Source organism: Streptomyces caelestis, from assembly GCF_001279005.1.
GTDB classification, from domain to species: Bacteria; Actinomycetota; Actinomycetes; order Streptomycetales; family Streptomycetaceae; genus Streptomyces; species Streptomyces heliomycini.
Genome location: NZ_LGCN01000216.1, coordinates 12541 through 33718 on the forward strand (window position 1 = coordinate 12541; position 21178 = coordinate 33718).

The 21178-nt window shown below is 69.7% G+C and carries 16 protein-coding genes; 8 read left to right on the top strand and 8 right to left on the bottom strand.

Going from position 1 to position 21178, the window contains the following annotated elements:
• Window position 1: 1 nt before the first annotated feature.
• From ADK41_RS25855 to ADK41_RS25890, 8 genes are all read right to left on the bottom strand, one after another.
• Window positions 2-232, bottom strand: a complete 231-nt coding sequence (locus ADK41_RS25855; RefSeq protein WP_030832962.1) for an acyl carrier protein — start codon at window positions 230-232, stop codon at window positions 2-4.
• Window positions 229-1230 carry a beta-ketoacyl-ACP synthase III gene (locus ADK41_RS25860; RefSeq protein WP_030832959.1) on the bottom strand — a complete coding sequence of 334 codons (1002 nt, stop codon included), beginning with the start codon at window positions 1228-1230 and terminating at the stop codon, window positions 229-231. The genes ADK41_RS25855 and ADK41_RS25860 overlap by 4 nt, the downstream gene beginning before the upstream one ends.
• Window positions 1227-2252 carry a 4-hydroxy-2-oxovalerate aldolase gene (gene dmpG, locus ADK41_RS25865; protein ID WP_030832956.1) on the bottom strand — a complete coding sequence of 342 codons (1026 nt, stop codon included), beginning with the start codon at window positions 2250-2252 and terminating at the stop codon, window positions 1227-1229. Before dmpG ends, ADK41_RS25860 begins: the two co-directional genes overlap by 4 nt.
• Window positions 2249-3136, bottom strand: a complete 888-nt coding sequence (locus ADK41_RS25870; RefSeq protein ID WP_030832953.1) for an acetaldehyde dehydrogenase — start codon at window positions 3134-3136, stop codon at window positions 2249-2251. The genes dmpG and ADK41_RS25870 overlap by 4 nt, the downstream gene beginning before the upstream one ends.
• A 52-nt stretch (window positions 3137-3188) precedes the next feature.
• Window positions 3189-3980, bottom strand: coding sequence for a 2-keto-4-pentenoate hydratase (locus ADK41_RS25875; RefSeq protein ID WP_030832950.1), 792 nt, complete (start codon window positions 3978-3980; stop codon window positions 3189-3191).
• Window positions 3981-4546: 566 nt separating this feature from the next.
• Window positions 4547-5392, bottom strand: coding sequence for a hypothetical protein (locus ADK41_RS43455; RefSeq protein WP_158717704.1), 846 nt, complete (start codon window positions 5390-5392; stop codon window positions 4547-4549).
• Between the two features lie 141 nt (window positions 5393-5533).
• The gene (locus tag ADK41_RS25885; RefSeq protein WP_030832947.1) at window positions 5534-6253 is read right to left on the bottom strand and encodes an NUDIX hydrolase; all 720 of its coding nucleotides are present in this window, start codon (window positions 6251-6253) and stop codon (window positions 5534-5536) included.
• Between the two features lie 121 nt (window positions 6254-6374).
• Window positions 6375-10178 (bottom strand): GH92 family glycosyl hydrolase, encoded by a 3804-nt coding sequence (locus ADK41_RS25890; RefSeq protein WP_030832944.1) that lies wholly within the window; start codon window positions 10176-10178, stop codon window positions 6375-6377.
• A gap of 374 nt (window positions 10179-10552) precedes the next feature.
• Between ADK41_RS25890 and ngcE the strand changes: the two genes are divergently transcribed.
• The 8 genes from ngcE (at window position 10553) to dxs (ending at window position 21103) form a co-directional block, all read left to right on the top strand.
• Window positions 10553-12034 carry an N-acetylglucosamine/diacetylchitobiose ABC transporter substrate-binding protein gene (gene ngcE / locus ADK41_RS25895; RefSeq protein ID WP_030832941.1) on the top strand — a complete coding sequence of 494 codons (1482 nt, stop codon included), beginning with the start codon at window positions 10553-10555 and terminating at the stop codon, window positions 12032-12034.
• Between the two features lie 76 nt (window positions 12035-12110).
• Window positions 12111-13040 carry a carbohydrate ABC transporter permease gene (locus ADK41_RS25900; RefSeq protein ID WP_030832938.1) on the top strand — a complete coding sequence of 310 codons (930 nt, stop codon included), beginning with the start codon at window positions 12111-12113 and terminating at the stop codon, window positions 13038-13040.
• Window positions 13041-13055: 15 nt separating this feature from the next.
• Entirely contained in the window at window positions 13056-13985 is a 930-nt protein-coding gene (locus ADK41_RS25905; protein WP_030832935.1) for a carbohydrate ABC transporter permease, read from the top strand.
• Window positions 13986-14169: 184 nt separating this feature from the next.
• Window positions 14170-15381, top strand: coding sequence for an ROK family transcriptional regulator (locus ADK41_RS25910; protein ID WP_030832933.1), 1212 nt, complete (start codon window positions 14170-14172; stop codon window positions 15379-15381).
• Window positions 15382-15515: 134 nt separating this feature from the next.
• The gene (locus tag ADK41_RS25915; protein WP_030832930.1) at window positions 15516-16616 is read left to right on the top strand and encodes a substrate-binding domain-containing protein; all 1101 of its coding nucleotides are present in this window, start codon (window positions 15516-15518) and stop codon (window positions 16614-16616) included.
• Window positions 16617-16797: 181 nt separating this feature from the next.
• The gene (locus ADK41_RS25920) at window positions 16798-17589 is read left to right on the top strand and encodes an ATP-binding cassette domain-containing protein (RefSeq protein ID WP_030832927.1); all 792 of its coding nucleotides are present in this window, start codon (window positions 16798-16800) and stop codon (window positions 17587-17589) included.
• Window positions 17586-18878, top strand: a complete 1293-nt coding sequence (locus ADK41_RS25925) for a sugar ABC transporter permease (RefSeq protein WP_030832924.1) — start codon at window positions 17586-17588, stop codon at window positions 18876-18878. The genes ADK41_RS25920 and ADK41_RS25925 overlap by 4 nt, the downstream gene beginning before the upstream one ends.
• A gap of 254 nt (window positions 18879-19132) precedes the next feature.
• The gene (gene dxs, locus ADK41_RS25930) at window positions 19133-21103 is read left to right on the top strand and encodes a 1-deoxy-D-xylulose-5-phosphate synthase (protein ID WP_030832921.1); all 1971 of its coding nucleotides are present in this window, start codon (window positions 19133-19135) and stop codon (window positions 21101-21103) included.
• The last annotated feature ends 75 nt before the right edge of the window (window positions 21104-21178 follow it).

Below are 21178 nucleotides of genomic sequence, written 5' to 3' on the forward strand. Positions count from 1 at the left end.
GTCACCTTCCGCTGCGCTTGGTGGTGATGAGCAGGTCCAACCGGCCGAGGGTGGCGACGTCCTTGATGTCGCTGTCGCTGATGTCGATGCCGTAGCGGTCGGCGAGGAGGACGGACAGCTCGACGACGGCTAGGGAGTCGAATCCGGCGTGGTCGAGGCTGGCGTCGTCGGTGAGCCGGTCGGCGGGCAGCTTGAGGTCGTGGATCAGGATGCTGGTGAGGTCACCGGTCATGTCCGGCTCCTTTTCGGAAGGCGGGTGAGGGAGAGGTCGGGCCACGTGAGGGTGGTGGCGCCCCAGGACAGTCCGGCGCCGAACGCGGTGAGCAGGGTGCGGTGGCCGGGCTTGAGGCGGCCGTCGGAGGCGGCTTGGGCCAGGAGCAGGGGGATGGACGCGGCACCGGTGTTGCCGACCTCGTCCACGTTGCCGAGCTGACGACCGTCGGGGATATCGAGCTGCCGGGCGACGAACGAGGTGATGCGGCTGTTGGCCTGGTGCGGGACCAGGCGGTCGACGTCCGCGAGTTCCCACCCCACGGCGGTGGCAGCCTGGCGGGAGGCCGTGGACATGCGGTCGACTGCGTGCCGGAAGACATCGGATCCGTTCATGCGCAGAGCGCCGGGGCGGAAGGCCCGGATCAGGTCGGCGCCGGTGCCGTCGCTGCCCAGCATCACCGGCCCGAGGGCTCCGGCCTCGTCCGCGCTGCCGCGGCGCAGCACCACAGCACCGGCACCGTCGCCGAACAGCGGGACGGTCGTGCGGTCCTCGGGGTCGGGAAGAGTAGCGAGGCGGTCGGCACCGACGACCAGGGCGGTCCGTGCGGTACCGGCGGCGATGAGCCCGGCCGCGGTGGCGAGGGCGTAGAGGAAACCGGTACAGCCGGCCGCGAGGTCGTATGCGGGGATGCCGGTCAGCCCGAGCCGGGTGGCGACGGCGGGGGCGGTGGCCGGACAGCAGCGGTCCGGGGTGGTCGTGGCCACCACCAGGGCCTCCACCATGACCGGTTCCCCGTCGTCGAGGGTCTGGGCGGCGGCCCGGACGGCGAGGTCGGTCGTGGACAGGTCCGCCCCGGCGACGTGACGCCGGGTGATGCCGGTCCGCGAGCGGATCCACTCATCCGTGGTGTCCAGACGCGCGGTCAGGTCGGCGTTCGAGACGATGTACGGGGGCAGCGCTGCGCCGACTCCGCAGACCACGGCCGCCCTCCTGGCAACTCCGGATGCGGCGGTCATCGGGCGGCCGCCTTGACCTGACGGGCGATGTCGCCGATCAGGTCCTCCTGCCCGGCGACAACCTGCCGTTCACCGAGGGCGAGGAACAGATCGACGGGGTCGATGCCTTCGGCACGGGCGGTCTGAAGAACGGGTCGCCTGAAGCCGGAGAACACCCCGGCGAGCCCACTGGCCACGGCGAGCGAGTCGACGGACGGCGGGGCTTTCATCAGGCGGTCGGCGGCGACGTCGGTGGCGGCCAGGACCTCGCGCAGGCCGATACCGGTCTCGACGCCACGGCGTTCGAGGACAGCCACGAGGACCTCGAGCTGGGTGTTGCCGGCCCCGGCGCCGAACCCGCGGGCGGTCGCGTCGATGATGGACGCCCCGGCGTCCACGGCGGCAAGGCTGTTCGCCACGGCCAGGCCCAGGTTGTTGTGGCCGTGAAAAATCACCGGCACGTCGACGGCGTCGACAATGGCGCGCACGCGCTCAGCGACATCGGCCGGGAGGTAATGGCCCGCGGAGTCCATGATGCCGACGGCCTGCGCGCCGAACCGCACCATCAGGGCGCACTGTTCGGCGAGCCCGCCGGGGCCGGTCATGTGGCTCATGAGTAGGACGCCCTGGGCTTCGGCTCCGAGGTCACGGACGACGCCGATGTGGCGTTCGGTGACGTCGGCCTCGGTACAGTGCGCGGCGATCCGTACGACGTCGGCGCCATGGCGGACGGCGGCCGCCAGGTCGTCGGAGGTGCCCCAGCCGGGGGCCATGAAGACGCCCATCCGTGACGAGGTGAGAGCCTCGCGGACAGTGGTGAGCATCGTGGCGTCGTCGAGTCGGGCGCGGCCGATCTGAAGGCTGGAGGCGCCCAGACCGTTGCCGTGGCCGACCTCCACCACCGGCACTCCGGCGGCGTTCGCGGCGGTGGCGTAGGCGCGGAGCTGGTCGGCGTCGAGCCGGTGGCCGACCGCGTGGTGTCCGTCGCGCAGGGTCGGGTCGTGCAGGAGAATCCGGCGCCGCTCGTGCGGGGGTGTGTTCATGGGTGGAGTCCCCTTCCTCGGGAAGCGGCGGCCGACTGCTCGGCGAGCAGGACAGCGGCGGCGTTGATGATGTCGACGCTTCCGGCGTGGCGGGGCAGGCGGCCACCGGAGGCGGTCACCTCCACCACGACCGAGATCCGACCCGGGTCCACGGCGAGCGACGTCACCTTGAACCCGGGCGCGTAGGCGCGCACGGCCTGGGCGGCGGCCGCGATGCTCGTGCGGACCGGTGCGGGGCGGATGCCGTCCGCGAGGACGGTCATGGCCACCCGGAACGGCGGTGCGGGCCGGGCGGGGCTGAGGTTGACCATCACCTTCACGTCCCGGGTGCCGGTGAAGGCCCGGATCGCGGCCGAAGTGGTGGCGATGTACTGATCGAGGTTCAGGCGGGTGGCCCGGCCGGCACTCGCACTCGCCCCGGTGGAGACCACTTCGATGTACGAGGGGGTGCAGCGCCGGGAGAGGGCGTACAGGACCGGAATGGCCGCCTGCCCGCCGCAGCTGACGAGGTTCAGGTGCCGACGGGCCGCCGGCGGGTGGCTGTTGACGCCCGGCACGATGACCGTGCCGAGACCCGTGGGGGTCAGGTCGATCAGAGTGGTGCCGGTTGGCCGCAGCGCCGTCCAGTGCTCGGCATGGATGTCGGCGTTGGTGGCGTCGAAGACCATGTCGAGGGGCCCGGCGTCCACCACGGCGTGGATCCCGCCGGCGGTGGTCGGGTGGCCCGTCTCGGCCGCCCGTCGCAAGCCCAGGCTGTCCCGGTCGCGGCCTGCGACCAGGGCCAGTTCCAGCTTCCTCGACCGGCAGATTTTGTCGACGAGGTCGATCCCGATCAGGCCCGCGCCGAGCACGGCGACACGCAGACGCTGTTCATCAGCAGCCATCGGCCGCTCCTTCGTTCAGTGGAGGGGTGGTGCATGAGGGGCGCGCTGCCGGCTAGCGCACGTGCAGCTCGACCGGCGGAAGATGCGACGAGCGGGCGCGTACCGTGCTCCGGGCTTCCAGGGGGAGGCTGGCGTGTACGGCCCCGGCCAGGACCAACTGCCCGGCGCGCAGGCCGTCGCCAGAGCGGTGTAGCCGTCCGGCGAGCCAGGTCAGGGCACGGAGCGGGTCGCCGAGGACGGCGCGGCCTTCCCCGGTCGCGACGGCGGTACCGTCGATGCTGACGACCAGCAGTTCGGCGGCCAGGTCCATGTCCGCGCTGAGCGGCACCATGGGCCCGGTGACGACCCGAGCGCAGGACGCGTTGTCGGCGATGCTGTCCGCGACCGTGAGGCGCCAGCTGGTGAACCGGGTGTCGATCACCTCCAGGGCGAGGAACACTTCCTTCACTGCTGCCCTTACCTCATCCAGACCCACGTTCGCGCCCGCCAGGTCGCAGCCGAGCCGGAACGCGATCTCGGCCTCCACTCGCGGTTGCATCAGCACACACCGGTCCAGGGCGCTGCCGGCGGGCAGCACCATGTGGTCCAGCAGGACGCCCGAGTCCGGCTCGTCGACACCCATCTGCTCCTGCATGGCCCGAGAGGTCACCCCGGCCTTGTGGCCGACGACGCGGACGCCGCTCGCGGTTCGCCGTGCCACCGCTACCTCCTGCACCCGGTAGGCGGTCTCCACCGACAAACCCGGCCGTCGAACGGTCAACGCTTCAATCGGGACGCGCTCGTACTCCGCCGCCAGCAGAGCCGCCGCCGCAGCGGCGATCCAGCGGTCATCCTGCTCGTCCATGACGATCCCTCCTCGGGGCATCACATGCGGTTCGCAGACGTGAGCACGGAAGCAGGACGGCACTGGTGTCGACCGCCGGGCTCGGGTCTGATGAAGAGTCAACCGGCGGACTCTTCGTAGCGATACGGTGGCGGGCAGGCCAAGCGGTATATCTCGTATATACGGGGCAGGTGCTCATGACCACACGCACGTCGAACATCCATCTCAGCGCCCTTGTCGCCGAGTCCGGCCTCACCTACGAGGCGCTGGCCAAGGCAGTCTGCGCGGTCGCCGCCGAATGCGGCGCACGCTTGCGCACGAACAAGTCCAACGTCGAACACTGGCTCAGCGGAACCGTGCCCCGTGGTGACACACCCCGCTACCTCGCCGTCGCGCTCTCCCGGCGCCTCGGCCGCCTCCTGACCCCCGCCGACCTCGGCCTGCCCTCCCCGGCAGAGGCCGAGAATGACACCATCGGACTGTCCCTCGGGAGCGACCCGATGGATGCCCTGCTGCCGATGTGGAGGTATGAGTTGGACCGCCGCCGCTTCCTGACGGCCGCCGCCTACTCCGTGACAGCCGCAGCCCTACCCCTCAGCCACGTCCAGGACATCGCCGCCCGCACCGAGGCCGCCCGCACCGGAAACACCGTCGGCATGGCCGAAGTCGCCGCCGTCCGCGACATGATCCACGCGTTCTCCGAAATGGACGAACGCCACGGCGGACAGCACGGCCGCAGCGCCCTGGTCACCTACCTCCGTGACGACGTCGCCCCGCTGTGCCGGGCCCGGTTCCGTACCGACGAAGCCCGCCGGCAGATGCTCTCCGCCGCCAGCCGCGGCGTCCACTTGTTGGGCTGGAAAAGCTACGACGCCGGGCAACAGGGACTCGCCCAGCGTTACTACCTGCAGTCCTACGCCCTGGCCGCCGAATCCGGCCTGCGCGGGCACGACGGATTCGTGATGCGCACGATGGCCATGCAGGGCCTCAGGCTCCACCGTCCTGAACACTGCCTGGGCCTGGCCGAGACCGGCCTGAACCGGGCCAAAGGACGGGTGGACGCCCAGACCGAAGCCCTCTTCCGCGTCGTTCACGCCCACACCCTGGCCAAGAGCGGCAAGCCCTGCGCGGCCCTCGCCGAGGCCGAACGCGCCCGCACCCTGCTGGCCGGTGCCCCCGGCGACGAGGTGCCGTTCTGGGCGCTGGCCTGGGGCCCACCGGCCGCGTCGGTGTACTCCCGCACCGCCAAGGTCCACGAGACCCTGGGCGATCACCGGGCCGCCGCCGCGCAGTACGCGTTGGCCGCCACGGCCCGCCCGGCAGACACCTACGCGCGGATCGTCGCCCTGGATCTGGTCGCGGGCGCGGAGATGCACCTCAAGCGCGGCAGCGTCGAGCAGGCGTGCGCCACCTGGCACCGGGCCATCGATCACATGGGCGGTGTCCGCTCCGCCCGCACCGCTGAAAGCGGTCTCCCGTATGCGCAGCGACCTCGCACGCTTCCGGGCCCGTGGCCTGCGGTGTGTGGCCGAGCTCGACGAACGGGGACGCGACTTCCTCACCGGTGCCTGACCTCAGCGGCACCCGGAGAAGCGGCGGACGATCGGATCCAGGTAGTCCGCGTGCGGGCCGGCCAGACCGGCCAGTTCGTCCGGCGAGTGCACCAGGGCGATGCCGTCGAGTTCAGGTTCGCGGCCCTGGACGCGCTCGGCCGCCGCAACCATGGCGAAGGCCGCGCGCAGCGTTACCTCGGGAAGGGCCGGGGCCAGGTAGGTCAGGCCGATACTGCCGTTCTCGCCGCAGGTGACGACCCACAGCTTCAGGTCCTCGGCGGCCGCGTCGATCCCCAACTCCTCGGCGAGCTCTCGCGCCGCCTGACCGGCCAGTGCCGACTCGTCCAGCGCTGCTCCGTCCCGGGGAGGCTCCACAGACCCTCCTGGCAACTGCCAGCGGCCCGGGGCGGCCGTGGAGGGCGACATCCTCGCTGCCAGCACACGGCCGTCGTCCGTCGGCTGGACGACGTTCACGAACAACGAGGGCAGCGCGGTGGCACCGGGAACGCGACGCAAGGCGTAGTGCCGATAGGTCACACGCACCCAGGACAGGCGCAGGATGCACGGGTCCATCCACTTCAACCCCCCGCAGGCCACCACAGGCCCGTCGAAGAGGCTGGGGTTGGCCCGGACCGCCATGTCCCACACCCGGTCCCTGGCCTCAGCGTCCTGGGGCGGCAGCGGCGGCTCAGCAGCTTCGGTCAGCAGAAGTTGTTCGACGTCGAAGAGGTCAATGCCCATGAGGGCAGTGTCTCGGTCACCGGCCCGCCCTAGGACCGGCTCCACGCAGGTCGGTCCGACTGTTTCTCCAGAAAGGCGGGCCCGGACGAGGTCCGGGCCCGCCGTGCGGGCGGAGGCCGGCTCAGCTCAGCAGTTCCACCTCCGCCAGCGTCGCCTCACCGGTCAGCACCAGCCGGTAGTGGCCGTAGGCCTTCGGCTGCCCGACCGAGAAGGCGCGGGTCTGGCGGTCCCAGCGGAAGGTCTCGTCCGTCCGCCGGTCGAGGTCGGTCCACTTCTCCCCGTCGGCCGAGCCCTGCAGCACCCAGCCCGTGGGCGCCTTGGCGCGGTCCGAGGAGGTCAGCGTGTACTGCACCGCCTCGGTGGCCCCGGTGACGGGCAGTTCCACGGTGGACACCGTGGCGCCGGTCGCCGACGTGTCGTCGAACAGGGCGCCCCCGCCCTTCAGCGCGTCCTTGCGGGGCGTGGGCACCTCGTCGTCCTGGGTGATCGACACGGGCGCCGCGTTCTCGCCCGTGCCCCACGACGACGGACGCGATCCCATGTCGAACTCCAGGACGCCGCCCCTGGAGATCACCGAGTGCGGCAGCGAAGTGGAGTTCCAGCGCTTGCCGTTGACCTTCAGACCCTGCACGTAGACGTTCTTCGCGCTGTTCCTCGGCGCCTTGACGACCAGTTCGCGGCCGTTCTCCAGGTGCACGGTGACCTTCTTGAACAGCGGGGAGCCGATGGCGTACTCGCCGCTGCCCATCACCAGCGGGTAGAAGCCGAGCGAGGAGAAGAGGTACCAGGCCGACTGCTCGCCGTTGTCCTCGTCGCCGTGGTAGCCCTGGCCGATCTCGCTGCCGGTGTAGAGGCGGGACAGCACCTCGCGCACGTTCGCCTGCGTCTTCCAGGGCTGCCCGGCCGCGTCGTACATGTACAGGGCGTGGTGGGCGACCTGGTTGGAGTGGCCGTACATGCCCATCCGGACGTCCCGCGCCTCGGTCATCTCGTGGATGACACCGCCGTAGGAGCCCTTGAACTCCGGGGAGGCCGTCTCGGGCGTGGACAGGTACTCGTCGAGCTTGTCGCCGAGGCCGTCCCGGCCGCCGTACAGGTTGGCCAGACCGCGGCTGTCCTGCGGGGCGGTGAAGGCGTAGCCCCAGCCGTTGGTCTCGGTGTAGTCGTGGCCCCACACGCGCGGGTCGTACGCCGAGGACTTCACGCGCCAGTCGCCCTTGGCGTTCCTGCCCTGGAAGAAGCCGGCCTCGGAGTCGAAGAGGTTGACGTACTTCTGGGCGCGGTCGAGGAAGTACGCCGACTCCTCCTGGTAGCGCTTCTCGCCCGTCTTCTCGTGGAGGGCCTCGCCCATCTTCGCGATGCCGTAGTCGTTGAGGTAGCCCTCCAGCGCCCACGACAGGCCCTCGTGGGTGTCGGTGCCGGTGTAGCCGAGGAACGGCGAGGTCGCCATGCCCTTGCGGCCCACACCCGACGACGGGGGCACGACGGTGGCGTTCTTCACCGCCGCGTCGTACGCGGCCTCCGCGTCGAAGTCGACGCCCTTGACGTACGCGTCGGCGAACGCGACGTCCGAGGAGGTGCCGGTCATCAGGTCGGCGTAGCCGGGGGAGGACCAGCGCGAGGTCCAGCCGCCGTCCTTGTAGTGCTGCACGAACCCGTCGACCAGCTCACCGGCCTTGGACGGGGTCAGGAAGGAGTACGCCGGCCAGGTGGTCCGGTAGGTGTCCCAGAAGCCGTTGTTGACGTACACCTTGCCGTCGACGATCTTCGCGCCGGTGTGCGTCGGGGTGTCGGCCGACTCCATCTTCGAGAAGGGGGAGGCGTACTTGTACGCCCCGTCGACCTTCTCGTGGCCCGCGTTCGGGTACAGGTACAGCCGGTAGAGGCTGGAGTACAGCGTGGTCAGCTGGTCCGGCGTGGCGCCCTCGACCTCGACCTTGCCGAGGATGCGGTCCCACTGGCGCTGGGCGTCGCGCTTGACCTTGTCGAAGGAGGTGCGGCGGGGCAGCTCCTGGCGCAGGTTGTCCTTCGCCTGCTCGACGCCGATCAGCGAGGTGGCCAGGCGCAGCGTGACCGTGCGGTCCTTGCCGGCGTCGAAGCGCAGGTAGCCCTTGACGCCGTCGGCGTCGCCCTCGGTGACCTTCTTGTCGAACTCGCCGTAGACGAACAGCCGGGTGGCGCCCGTGGAGAGCCCGGACTTGACGTCCGAGTAGCCGGTGAAGGCGCCGTTCTCCTCGTCGAGGGTCAGGCCGGCCTGGTCGGTGACGTTGTCGAACAGCACGCTCGCGTCGTCGCCGGGGAAGGTGAAGCGCATCGCCGCCGCGTGGTCGGTCGGCGCCAGCTCTGCCTTCAGGCCGTTCTCGAACCGCACGCCGTAGTAGTACGGCCGCGCGGTCTCGTTCTCGTGCCGGAACGCCAGCTCGCGCTCCTCACGGCCGGTGTCCGGGGTGCCGGAGGCGGCCGACGGCATCACCTGGAAGGTCTGCCGGTCGCCCATCCAGGGGCTCGGCTCGTGGCTCGCGCTGAACGCCTGGAGCGTCGGCAGGTTGTCCGCGTTGTTGCCGCGCGCGTAGTCGTACAGCCAGCTCAGCGAACCGGCGTTGGTGACCGGGGTCCAGAAGTTGAACCCGTGCGGCACCGCCGTCGCGGGGAAGTTGTTGCCGCGCGAGAAGCCGCCGCTGGAGTTGGTGCCCCGGGTCGTCACCGCGTAGTCGGAGAGGTGGGCCTTCGGCCGCTCGGGCTTCACCGGCTTCAGCGCCACGTCGTCCAGCCAGCCGCGGAACCTGGTCTCGCCCTTGGGGGAGTCGTACGCCACCAGGATCCGGTCGACGGTCTTGCCGGCGGCCACCGAACCGATCCGGGAGACCACGTTGTTCCACTGGTTGACGTAGAGGATCTTCGACGCGCCCTGTCCCCGCGGGGTGAGCGGGAACCCGTGCTGGTCGGTGGCGCGCAGGTCGCTCAGATAGGTGCCGTCGGTGAAGGCGAGGTCGACGGAGACGTTGGTGGAGTCGTAGTCGAGGTCGCCGTCCGCCATCGAGGGGAAGACGCGGTACGACAGTTCGGTGTTCCGGTCGACCCTCGTGTTGACGTCGAACACCTTGTTGTACGAGTACGCCCGCCCGTCGGCGGTGTGCCGGCCGGCGTACCGCAGGGCGCGCTTGCCGGTGAACCCGGCGCCCGCCTTGGCCGTCGGCGAGCCGGTCGGACCGCGGTCGACCAGCGAGAGCATGTCCTGCGGGACGGGCGCCTCGTCGTCGCCGGTGGAGAACTGGACGTCGGCGAGCTGGACGATGCCGCCGCCGCCGTTCCTGGTGATCTCCAGCCGGAAGTGCCGGTACTCGGCGACCGCGGAGGCGTCGATGTCGTAGAGCTTGGTCTGGAAGCGCTGGGTGAACGTCTCGCCCGAGCGGGTGTCGAGGGTCTTCCAGTCCTCGCCGTCGGCGGAGCCCTTGAGGGTCCAGTCCCTCGGGTCGCGCTCGGCGGCGTCGTTGGCGGACGTGAGGGCGTAACGGAGCGCCTTCACCGGGGTGTCCAGGTCGAACTCCACCCAGCCGGTGGACTCGAAGGCCAGCCACTTGCTGCTCGGCTCGCCGTCGACGAGGTTCTCCTTCACCTCCCCGCCGCCGGTGTTCTCCGCGCTGGCGCGGACCTCCGTGACGTGGTCGGTGACATTGCCCGGAATGCCGGAGCTGTAACCGCCGTCCACGCCCGAGGCGCGCTTCTCGCCGCCCCGCGTGGTGTCGACGGTGTTCAGCCAGTCCGGGGCGGGCTCCCCGGACTCGAACGACGACGCGAACTCACGGTCCGCCTTCGGCGGGGCCTGGGGCAGCGCCACCGCGACGCCCTGGGAACCCGCGGCCAAGGCGAAGGCGGTCGCCGCGACGACCGCCGTCCCCCATCTGTGCCGAACCCTGCTGTGCATGCGTGCGGACCCTCCCTGCGCTGGACAACGTTGTCAATCGGATGCGCAAGGTCTAGTAGTGCGTCATGTGGCCGCTGGTGTCAAGGGTGTTGAATGTGGCGTTCCGGCCCGACGGCAACGATTCTTCCGTCGGGGAAAGCGCCGGAGGCCGATATTTCCGCGAGGTCTCAACTCGGAAAAGACCATGGGCGAACCTTGCGCTCGATCTTGCTCCGTCGGCGTGAAGTGGACTATACCTGTCGGCACTCCGGGGCGTCCTCACCGCACCCGACCCGTACCAGCCGCACCTCCTGCACGACCCAGTTCGACCCGAACGCGGTGCCGGGGAGGATCCGGTTCACCGCCTGAGTCCTGGAGAAGGCGAGGACTTGAGCATGGGATCCACTTCCGCCGAGAACAACGGCACCGGTTCCACCGGGAACCACGGCACCGGCGACGACGGCACGACCGGCGTGGGGCGCCGCGCACTGATCAAGCGGTCCGCCGCGCTCGGCCTGGTTTCCGTACCGGCGATGAGCTTTCTGTCCGCGTGCGCCAGCGGGGGTGGGGGCGATGATTCCGGCGAGAACGAGGGAAAGGCGTCCGAGTCCAACCCGTTCGGCGTCAAGGAAGGCAGCAAACTCGACGTCGTCATCTTCAAGGGCGGTTACGGCGACGACTACGCCAAGGCGTGGGAGGCCGCGTTCAAGAAGAAGTGGGGCGTCACCTCCGTCCACACCGGCACCCAGGAGATCACGGGCAAGCTCCAGCCCCGTTTCAACGCCGGCAATCCGCCGGACATCGTGGACGACTCCGGCGCCCAGCAGATCCCGATCGACGTGCTGCACAAGAACGGCCAACTCCTCGACCTGGCCGAAGTGCTGGACGCCCCGTCCGTCGACGACCCGGGCACGAAGGTCCGCGACACCCTCGTCCCCGGCACGCTCGACGCCGGCCTGCAGGAGGGCAAGGTCGTCGCCCTCAACTACATCTACACGGTGTGGGGCCTGTGGTACTCCGGCAAGCTCTTCGCGGAGAAGGGCTGGGAGGCGCCCAGGACCTGGGACGACTTCCTCGCCGTCTGCAAGGACGCCAAGGCCCAGGGCATCGGCGGCCTCGCCCACCAGGGCAAGTACCCGTACTACATCAACGTCGCCATCATGGACCTGATCGCCAAGAAGGGCGGCCTGGACGCCATGAAGGCGATCGACAACCTCGACCCGAAGGCGTTCGTCGGCTCCGACGCGGCCACCGAGGCCATCGAGGCCGTCTACGAGGTCGTCGAGAAGGGCTATCTGATGCCCGGGACGAACGGCCTGACCCACACCGAGTCGCAGACCCGCTGGAACCAGTACAAGGCCGCCTTCGTCACCAGCGGTTCCTGGCTCGAGAACGAGCAGCTCAAGACCACGCCGGCGGACTTCGACATGAAGTTCCTGCCGATGCCGCTGCTGCCGGACAGCGCGCTGCCGTTCGAGGCGATCCGGGCCGGCTCCGGTGAGCCCTTCCTCATCCCGTCCAAGGCCAGGAACCTCCCCGCGGCCAAGGAGTTCATGCGGATGATGCTCTCCAAGGAGTGGTCGACCGTCTTCGCGAAGGAGGCGAACTCGCTGACCATCCTCAAGGACGGCGTCGACCCGGACGTCCGGCTCCGGCCGGGCACCCAGTCCACCCTCGAGGCCTCCAAGGCGGCCGGCGACCACACCTTCCGCTTCCTGTACACCGAGTGGTACAGCGAGATGGGCACCGCCATCGAGAACGCCTCCAACGAGCTGATGGCCAAGCGCATCCAGCCCAAGGAGTGGCTCAAGCGGGCCCAGACCGCGGTCGACGAGCAGGCCAAGGACCCGTCCTCGAAGAAGAACCGCCGCGACTGATCCCGCTCGACCGACCGGGCCGCGGGCCGGGGCGACTCCCGGCCCGCAGCGGCCACACCCAGGGGGCAGGAACGCCATGCGCAAAGGGCAGCACCGGTTCGTCGCGGGATTCCTCTTCTTTCCCGTGGCGCTCTACCTGATCTTCGTCATCTGGCCGTACGTCCAGACCTTCGGTTATTCGCTGACCGACTGGAAGGGACAGTCGCAGACCTTCGACTTCGTCGGCCTGGACAACTACACCGCGTTGTTCGAGGACGACGTCTTCATGGGTGCCATCGGGCACAACATCCTGTTCCTGGTGTTCATCCCGGTGATCACCATTCTGCTCGCGCTGTTCTTCGCCTTCATGCTGAACGCGGGCGGACGCGGACGTTCCGGAGGGGTTTCCGGAGTCGCCGGATCGACGTACTACCGGGTCGTCTACTTCTTTCCGCAGGTGTTGTCGCTGGCCATCCTGGCGGTGCTCTTCGGGGCGGTCTACCGCAGTGACGGCGGCGGCATGCTCAACGGCGTCCTGATCGAACTCGGACTGGTCGACGAGAACAATCCCGTGGAATGGCTCAACGAGCCGGACTTCGTGCTGTGGGCACTTATCGCGGTGGTCGTCTGGCACGGCGTCGGGTTCTATCTGGTGCTGTTCTCCGCCGCCATGCAGTCCATTCCCCGCGACGTATACGAGGCCGCGCTCATCGACGGGGCGGGCCGCGCCCAGTCCTTCTTCCGCATCACCCTGCCGCTGCTGTGGGACTCCGTGCAGACCGCCTGGGTCTACCTCGGCATCGCGGCGATGGACATGTTCATCCTGGTCTCCACCATGACCGCCGGCGACTACGGCGGCGGCCCCGACCACCACAGCGAGGTCATGTCGACCGTGATGATGCGGAACTTCCTGCTGTACGGCCGGAGCGGCTACGCCTGCGCCATGGGCGTGGTCATGCTGCTCCTCACCCTGATCGTGTCCGTGGTCATGCTGCGCGCCACCCGTCGCGAGCGCATCGAGTTCTGAGGCGGAGCAACGACGATGAGCGCACCTCTCAAGGAAACCGCCCCCGCCCAGGGCCCCGCCCCGCGGCCGGTGGGCCGGGGCGCCGTCCGCCCCGGCGACCGGCGCGGCGAAGGCGTCGTGCTGAACGTCTTCTCGCACGGCTTCCTCGCCCTGTGGGCGGTGCTGATCGTGCTGCCGCTGCTGTGGCTGGTGCTCAGCTCCTTCCGGACCGACGCGCAGATCGGCGGCTCCGCCTTCGGATGGCCGCGGAACTGGGACCTCGGCGTCTTCTCCCGCGCCTGGGAGAAGGGCATCGGCGACTACTTCACCAGCACGGTCGTCGTGCTGGCGATCTCGGTGCCGTTGACGATGCTGCTCGGCTCCATGGCGGCCTACGTGCTGGCCCGCTACGAGTTCCGGGGCAACCGCCTGCTGTACTACTTCTTCGTGGCCGGCGCGATGTTCCCCGTCTTCCTGGCCCTGGTGCCGCTGTTCTTCATGGTCAAGCGGCTGGACATGCTGAACACCTACCACGGCCTGGCCCTGGTCTACGTCGCCTACTCGCTGCCGTTCACGGTGTTCTTCCTGCACGCCTTCTTCCGGACCCTGCCCACGGCGGTCTTCGAGGCGGCGGTCCTCGACGGCGCCTCGCACACCCGCACCTTCTTCCAGGTGATGCTCCCCATGGCCAAGCCCGGTCTGCTGAGCGTCGGCATCTTCAACACGCTGGGCCAGTGGAACCAGTACATCCTGCCGACGGTGCTGATGCAGCCGCAGAGCGGCGACGATCCGGAACGCTACGTGCTGACCCAGGGGCTGATCCAGCTCCAGCAGCAGCAGGGCTACGCCTCCGACCTCCCGGTGCTCTTCGCGGGCGTGACGATCGCCATGGTCCCCATGCTGGTGGTCTACCTGTCCTTCCAGCGCCAGGTGCAGGCAGGGCTCACCTCCGCCACCTTGAAGTGACCCTTCGGAACGCCTCGTACACGCCCCGCTCCCGTCCCTGGGAGGGGGGCGTGTCGCTGTGTCCACGGACCCGGAAACGGTTCAACCTCTTGACGGGAGGCGACCCGAACAGCTCATCTTAGAGTTCACTAGTTGGACATGAGAGGGGCCTCACCGAAGCGGCCCCCGCGCGCAGGAGGTCGTCGTGGAGACTCCGGGGTCGCAGTCGTCGCTGCACCGAGCCAACCTGGAGCGGGTCGTCCGAGCAGTACGTCTTGCGGGTTCCCTCACCCAAGCGGAGATCGCGAGGACGACCGGCCTGTCCGCGGCCACGGTCTCCAACATCGTCCGGGAACTGAAGGACGGCGGAACGGTCGAGGTCACGCCCACCTCGGCGGGCGGACGCCGGGCGCGCAGCGTCTCGCTGAGCGGGGACGCCGGGATCGTCGTCGGGGTCGACTTCGGGCACACCCACCTGCGGGTCGCGGTCGGCAACCTCGCCCATCAGGTGCTGGCCGAGGAGTCCGAGCCACTGGACGTGGACGCCTCCTCGACCCAGGGCCTCGACCGGGCGGAACAGCTGGTCAAACGGCTGATCGAGGCGACCGGAGTGGACCCGTCCAAGGTCGCCGGCGTGGGCCTCGGGGTGCCGGGCCCGATCGACGTGGAGTCCGGGACCCTGGGCTCGACCTCGATCCTGCCCGGCTGGACCGGCACCAGGCCCGCCGAGGAGCTGCGGGGGCGGCTCGGCGTGCCGGTGCACGTGGACAACGACGCCAACCTCGGCGCCCTCGGCGAGATGGTCTGGGGCAGCGGCCGGGGCGTGCGCGACCTGGCGTACATCAAGGTCGCCAGCGGTGTCGGCGCCGGCCTGGTGATCAGCGGGAAGATCTACCGAGGTCCGGGCGGCACCGCGGGTGAGATCGGACACATCACCCTCGACGAGGCCGGCCCCGTCTGCCGCTGCGGCAACCGCGGCTGCCTGGAGACCTTCACGGCCGCGCGCTACGTGCTCCCGCTGCTCCAGCCCAGTCACGGCACCGACCTGACGATGGAGGGCGTCGTACGGCTGGCGCGGGACGGGGACCCCGGCTGCCGCCGGGTGATCGCCGACGTCGGCCGCCACATCGGCAGCGGGGTCGCCAACCTCTGCAACCTGCTGAACCCGAGCCGGGTCGTCCTCGGCGGTGATCTCGCCGAGGCCGGCGAGCTGGTGCTCGGACCGATCCGGGAGTCCGTCGGCCGCTACGCGATCCCCAGCGCGGCACGTCAACTGTCCGTTCTCCCCGGGGCACTTGGCGGCCGTGCCGAGGTGCTCGGAGCGCTCGCCCTCGCACTGAGCGAGATGGGCGATTCGGCCCTTTTGGACGGCACCGCGACCGGGTCGCTCACCGCGGCCGCACCTGCCTTCACTTAGAGAACGGATGGCACCGTTGCCATCTCGTTAAGGATTTACTTCTTGACGTCGCACGTGCGGCCGAGTTGACTTCCAGCCACCTCGGCCGCAACGACGCGGCCTCGTCAGGGAGGTTTGTAGAAGTGAACACGCGTATGCGTCGTGCCGCCTTTGCCGTCGCCGCCGGTGCGATGGCCGTCTCGCTCGCCGCTTGTGGCAGCGCCGCGGAGTCGGGTGACAAGAAGGACTCCGGCGACTCCGCCGCCAAGGGCGACGCCATCAAGGTCGGTCTGCTCCTGCCGGAGAACCAGACCGCGCGGTACGAGAAGTTCGACAAGCCCTTGATCGAGAAGAAGGTCAAGGAGCTCACGAACAACAAGGGCGAGGTTGTCTACAACAACGCCAAGCAGGACGCCAGCCTGCAGAACCAGCAGGTCGAGACGATGATCACCAACAAGGTGGACGTGCTCATCGTCGACGCGGTGGACTCCAAGGCCATCGCCGGCTCGGTGAAGAAGGCCAAGGACGCCGGCATCCCGGTCGTGGCCTACGACCGCCTCGCCGAGGGCCCGATCGACGCCTACACCTCGTTCGACAACGTGACCGTCGGCAAGACCCAGGGCGAGGCCCTCCTCGAGGCCCTGGGCGACAAGGCCAAGGACGGCCAGATCGTCATGATGAACGGGTCCTCCACCGACCCGAACGCCGCCCAGTTCAAGGAGGGCGCGCACTCCGTCCTCGACGGCAAGGTGAAGGTCGGCCGCGAGTACGACACCAAGGAGTGGAAGCCGGAGAACGCCAACGCCAACATGGAGGGCGCCATCTCCGCCCTCGGCAAGAAGAAGATCGTCGGCGTCTACTCCGCCAACGACGGCATGGCGGGCGGCATCATCACGGCCCTGAAGGCCGCCGGCATCAAGGACGTCCCGGTCACCGGCCAGGACGCCGAACTCGCGGGCGTGCAGCGCATCGTCACCGGTGAGCAGTTCATGAGCGTCTACAAGCCCTACGCCCCGGAGGCCGACGCCGCCGCGGAGATGGCCGTCGCGCTCGCCCAGGGCAAGTCGCTGGACTCCGTCGCCAAGGACAAGGTCGACAGCCCGACCACCAAGGGCGTCCCCTCGGTGCTCGTCCCGGTCGTGTCGCTGACCCAGGACAACATCAGCGACACCGTGGTCAAGGACGGCGTCTACACCGTCGAGGAGATCTGCGCGGGCAAGTACAAGGCCGCCTGCGACAAGATCGGCCTCAAGTAAGCAGCCCCCAAGTCCCGTGACAGGCGAGGGAGTCCGTGACCCGGACTCCCCGTACGGGACCGACTGCCACACGCTTCCGCCGGCGCCCCGCACACATCAGCCCCGCAAGCTACGCGGGGCGCCGGACGGAACACCCCCCAAACTTCTGCACAACCTCCCGCCGGGTCAGGCGGCGAAGGAGATGGTTCACGTGTCCGCTACGCCCGTGCTGGCGTTGCGCGGGGTCTCCAAGCGTTTCGGTGCCGTCCAGGCGCTCACCGACGTAGAGCTTGAGGTCCACGCCGGTGAGGTGGTCGCCCTGGTGGGCGACAACGGCGCCGGAAAGTCCACGCTGGTCAAGACGATCGCCGGCGTGCACCCCATCGATGAGGGATCCATCGAGTGGGACGGCAAGGCCGTCCAGATCAGCAAGCCGCACGACGCCCAGAACCTGGGCATCGCGACGGTCTACCAGGACCTCGCGCTGTGCGACAACATCGACGTCGTCGGCAACCTCTACCTGGGCCGGGAGATCCGCAGGCGCGGAGTCCTGGACGAGGTGGAGATGGAGCGCCGCTCCCGCGAGCTCCTCGACACCCTGTCGATCCGCATCCCCAGCGTCCGGATCCCGATCGCCTCCCTCTCCGGCGGTCAGCGCCAGGTCGTGGCCATCGCCCGGTCCATGCTCGGCGAGCCCAAGCTGGTGATCCTGGACGAGCCCACCGCCGCCCTCGGCGTCGAGCAGACCGCGCAGGTCCTCGACCTCGTCGAGCGGCTGCGCGAGCGCGGCCACGCGGTCATCCTCATCAGCCACAACATGGCCGATGTGAAGGCCGTGGCGGACAAGGTCGCCGTCCTGCGCCTCGGGCGCAACAACGGCGTCTTCGAGGTCAAGTCGACCTCGCAGGAAGAGATCATCTCCGCCATCACGGGCGCCACGGACAACGCCGTGACCCGTCGTGCGGCGCGCACCAATGGGGAGATCAAGAAGTGAGCACCGAAAAGACCGCCACCCCCACCGAGGACCACGCCGTCGAGAACCCCGAGGCGGCCGCCGCGGCCGTCGCCGCGGTCGACCCCCGGCTGCTGGTACGCGAACAGGGCTTCGCGGGTTACCTCAACGAGTTCAAGCGGAAGATGAAGGCCGGCGACCTCGGCTCCATCCCCGTCGTGGTCGGCCTGCTGATCATCTGGGCCATCTTCACCAGCCTGAACTCCAACTTCCTCACCGCCGGCAACTTCTCCGACATGTCCGTCGCCATGGTCGGCACGGGCATGATCGCCGTCGGCATCGTCTTCGTCCTGCTGCTCGGCGAGATCGACCTGTCGGTCGGCTCGGTCAGCGGTGTCGCGGGCGCCACCTTCGCGGTGCTGAACATCACGCACGGGATGAACGAGATCCTGGCCCTGGTGCTGGCGATCCTCACCGGCACGGTCGCCGGAGCGATCCACGGCGTCATCTTCGCCCGGATCGGTGTGCCGGCCTTCGCCGTGACCCTGGCCGGCCTGCTGTTCTGGCAGGGCTTCATGCTGCAGATCCTGGGCGACAACGGCACGATCAACCTGGATTCCGACGGCCTGGTCGTCAAGCTGACCAGCTACTACTTCACCGACGTGGCCGCCGCCTACGGCCTGGCGATACTCGCGACCGTGGCGTACTTCCTCGCCGCCTTCTTCGACGGCCGCCGCCGCGAGGCCGCCGGTGTGCCGTCCCGCCCGCTGAACGAGATCATCGTGCGGACCGTGCTGCTCGCGGTCCTGGCCTTCGCCGTCGCGATCGTCTTCAACCAGTACAAGGGCCTGCCGCTGGCCGTGGTGATCTTCCTGGCCTTCCTGGTCCTCACGGACTTCGTGCTGCGCCGCACCTCCTACGGCCGCAAGGTGTTCGCGCTCGGCGGCAGCGTCGAGGCGTCCCGCCGTGCCGGCATCAACGTGGAGCTGATCCGGATCTCGGTCTTCGCGATCGCCGGTACGTTCGCCGCGATCGGCGGCCTGTTCGTCGCCTCGAAGATCGCCTCCGCCAACCAGGGCGCGGGCACCGGCGAGTTCCTGATGAACGTCATCGCCGCCGCCGTCATCGGTGGTACGTCGCTCTTCGGCGGCCGTGGCCGCACGTGGGACGCGCTGCTCGGTGTGATGGTCATCGTCTCGATCCAGTACGGACTCGCCCTGGAGGGCATCGCCTCCCCGGTGCAGTACATGATCACCGGTGGCGTGCTGCTGGCGACCGTCGTCATCGACGCGGTCACCCGCAAGACGCAGAAGACGGCGGGGCGCGCCTAGGACGTGCGTCGGCCGCGGGTCCGTCGTGGGTGACCGCGCCCGCGCGGTGGAGCCGCATGTCGATGGAGCCCCGCGTCCCTTGAGGGGACGACCGTGCCCGGCACCTCGTAGGTGCCGGGCACGGTCGCGTCGTTCGTGGGTACTGCCGATCGGGTGATGCACGACGCACGGCCCGGAGTCCGCACGGCGCGGCGGAACATTAGACTCGACCCGCCCGGCAACAGCTCGATCAGCTCTACTGCAAGGAGGCACGGGTGCCGCTGCTGACCCGCATCAGGGGACCGCGCGATCTGGACCGGCTCACCCTGGAGGAGCTCGACCAGCTGGCCGGGGAGATCCGGACCTTCCTCGTCGACGCGGTCTCCAAGACCGGCGGCCACCTCGGCCCCAACCTCGGTGTGGTGGAGCTCACCATCGCCCTGCACCGGGTCTTCGAGTCACCGAAGGACAAGGTGCTCTGGGACACCGGCCACCAGTCGTACGTCCACAAACTGCTGACCGGCCGGCAGGACTTCTCCCGGCTGAAGATGAAGGGCGGCCTGTCCGGCTACCCCTCGCAGGCCGAGTCCGAGCACGACGTCATCGAGAACAGCCACGCCTCCACCGTGCTCGGCTGGGCCGACGGCATCGCCAAGGCCAACCAGATCATGAAGCGGGACGACAGCCACGTCGTCGCGGTCATCGGCGACGGCGCGCTCACCGGTGGCATGGCCTGGGAGGCGCTGAACAACATCGCCGACGCCAAGGACCGTCCGCTCGTCATCGTCGTCAACGACAACGAGCGCTCCTACTCGCCTACCATCGGCGGCCTCGCCAACCACCTGGCGACCCTGCGCACCACCGACGGCTACGAGCGCTTCCTGACCCGCACCAAGGACCTCCTGGAGCGCACCCCGGTCGTCGGCCAGGCCCTCTACGACACCCTGCACGGCGCCAAGAAGGGCCTGAAGGACTTCATCGCCCCGCAGGGCATGTTCGAGGACCTCGGCCTGAAGTACGTCGGCCCCATCGACGGCCACGACATCGAGGCCCTGGAGTCCGCCCTGGCCCGCGCCAAGCGGTTCAACGGCCCCGTGATCGTGCACTGCCTCACCGAGAAGGGCCGCGGCTACCAGCCCGCCCTCCAGGACGAGGCCGACCGCTTCCACGCCGTCGGCAGGATCCACCCCGACACGGGCCTGCCGATCGCCACCTCGGGCGCCGACTGGACCTCCGTCTTCGGCGACGAGATGGTCAAGCTCGGCGAGGAGCGCGAGGACGTCGTCGCCATCACCGCGGCCATGCTCCAGCCGGTCGGCCTCGACAGGTTCGCCAAGCGCTTCCCCGACCGGGTCTACGACGTCGGCATCGCCGAACAGCACGGCGCGGTCTCCGCGGCCGGCCTCGCCCACGCCGGGGTGCACCCCGTCTTCGCCGTGTACGCCACCTTCCTCAACCGCGCCTTCGACCAGGTGCTCATGGACGTGGCCCTGCACCGGTGCGGCGTGACGTTCGTGCTCGACCGGGCCGGCGTCACCGGCACCGACGGCGCCTCCCACAACGGCATGTGGGACATGTCGATCCTCCAGGTCGTCCCCGGACTGCGGCTCGCCGCCCCGCGCGACGCCGACCAGGTGCGCGCCCAGCTGCGCGAGGCCGTCGCCGTCGAGGACGCCCCCACCGTGGTGCGCTTCTCCAAGGGCGCCGTCGGCCCCGCCGTACCCGCCGTGGGCCGCGTCGGCGGCATGGACGTCCTGCGCGAGCCCGGCACCGACGCCCCCGACGTGCTGCTGGTCTCGGTGGGCGCCCTCGCGCCGATGTGCCTGGAGATCGCCGCCCTGCTCGACCGGCAGGGCATCTCCACCACCGTCGTCGACCCGCGCTGGGTCAAGCCCGTCGACGAGGCCATGGCCCCGCTCGCCGAGAAGCACCGCGTGGTCGTCACCGTCGAGGACAACTCGCGCGTCGGCGGCGTCGGCTCCACGATCGCCCAGGCCCTGCGGGACGCCGGCGTGGACGTGCCGCTGCGCGACTTCGGCATCCCGCCCCGCTTCCTCGACCACGCCTCCCGCGCCGAGGTCATGACCGAGATCGGGCTGACCGCCCCCGACGTCGCCCGCCAGGTCACCGGCCTGGTGGCGAAGCTCGACGGCCTCCCCCACTCCCGGCTCCGCCCGAGCGGGGGGACCTCCGCCGAGCGGTCCGCCGCCGACGCGGTCGACTCGGTGGAGCCGGCCCGCGACTGACCGCGCCCACGCGTCGCCCGGACGGGCCGCCCGTGCCACTGTGAAGAGTGGCGCGCGCGGCCCGTCTGCGTGAAC

Bases quoted from the DNA above. Each gene is read 5' to 3' on its own strand.
- ADK41_RS25870 (WP_030832953.1), bottom strand. From the start codon at position 3,136: ATGGCTGCTGATGAACAGCGTCTGCGTGTCGCCGTGCTCGGCGCGGGC.
- ADK41_RS25855 (WP_030832962.1), bottom strand. From the start codon at position 232: ATGACCGGTGACCTCACCAGCATCCTGATCCACGACCTCAAGCTGCCC.
- ADK41_RS25875 (WP_030832950.1), bottom strand. From the start codon at position 3,980: ATGGACGAGCAGGATGACCGCTGGATCGCCGCTGCGGCGGCGGCTCTG.
- ADK41_RS25900 (WP_030832938.1), top strand. From the start codon at position 12,111: ATGCGCAAAGGGCAGCACCGGTTCGTCGCGGGATTCCTCTTCTTTCCC.
- ADK41_RS25860 (WP_030832959.1), bottom strand. From the start codon at position 1,230: ATGACCGCCGCATCCGGAGTTGCCAGGAGGGCGGCCGTGGTCTGCGGA.
- ADK41_RS25885 (WP_030832947.1), bottom strand. From the start codon at position 6,253: ATGGGCATTGACCTCTTCGACGTCGAACAACTTCTGCTGACCGAAGCT.
- ADK41_RS25905 (WP_030832935.1), top strand. From the start codon at position 13,056: ATGAGCGCACCTCTCAAGGAAACCGCCCCCGCCCAGGGCCCCGCCCCG.
- ngcE (WP_030832941.1), top strand. From the start codon at position 10,553: ATGGGATCCACTTCCGCCGAGAACAACGGCACCGGTTCCACCGGGAAC.
- ADK41_RS25915 (WP_030832930.1), top strand. From the start codon at position 15,516: ATGCGTCGTGCCGCCTTTGCCGTCGCCGCCGGTGCGATGGCCGTCTCG.
- ADK41_RS25890 (WP_030832944.1), bottom strand. From the start codon at position 10,178: ATGCACAGCAGGGTTCGGCACAGATGGGGGACGGCGGTCGTCGCGGCG.
- dmpG (WP_030832956.1), bottom strand. From the start codon at position 2,252: ATGAACACACCCCCGCACGAGCGGCGCCGGATTCTCCTGCACGACCCG.
- ADK41_RS25920 (WP_030832927.1), top strand. From the start codon at position 16,798: ATGGTTCACGTGTCCGCTACGCCCGTGCTGGCGTTGCGCGGGGTCTCC.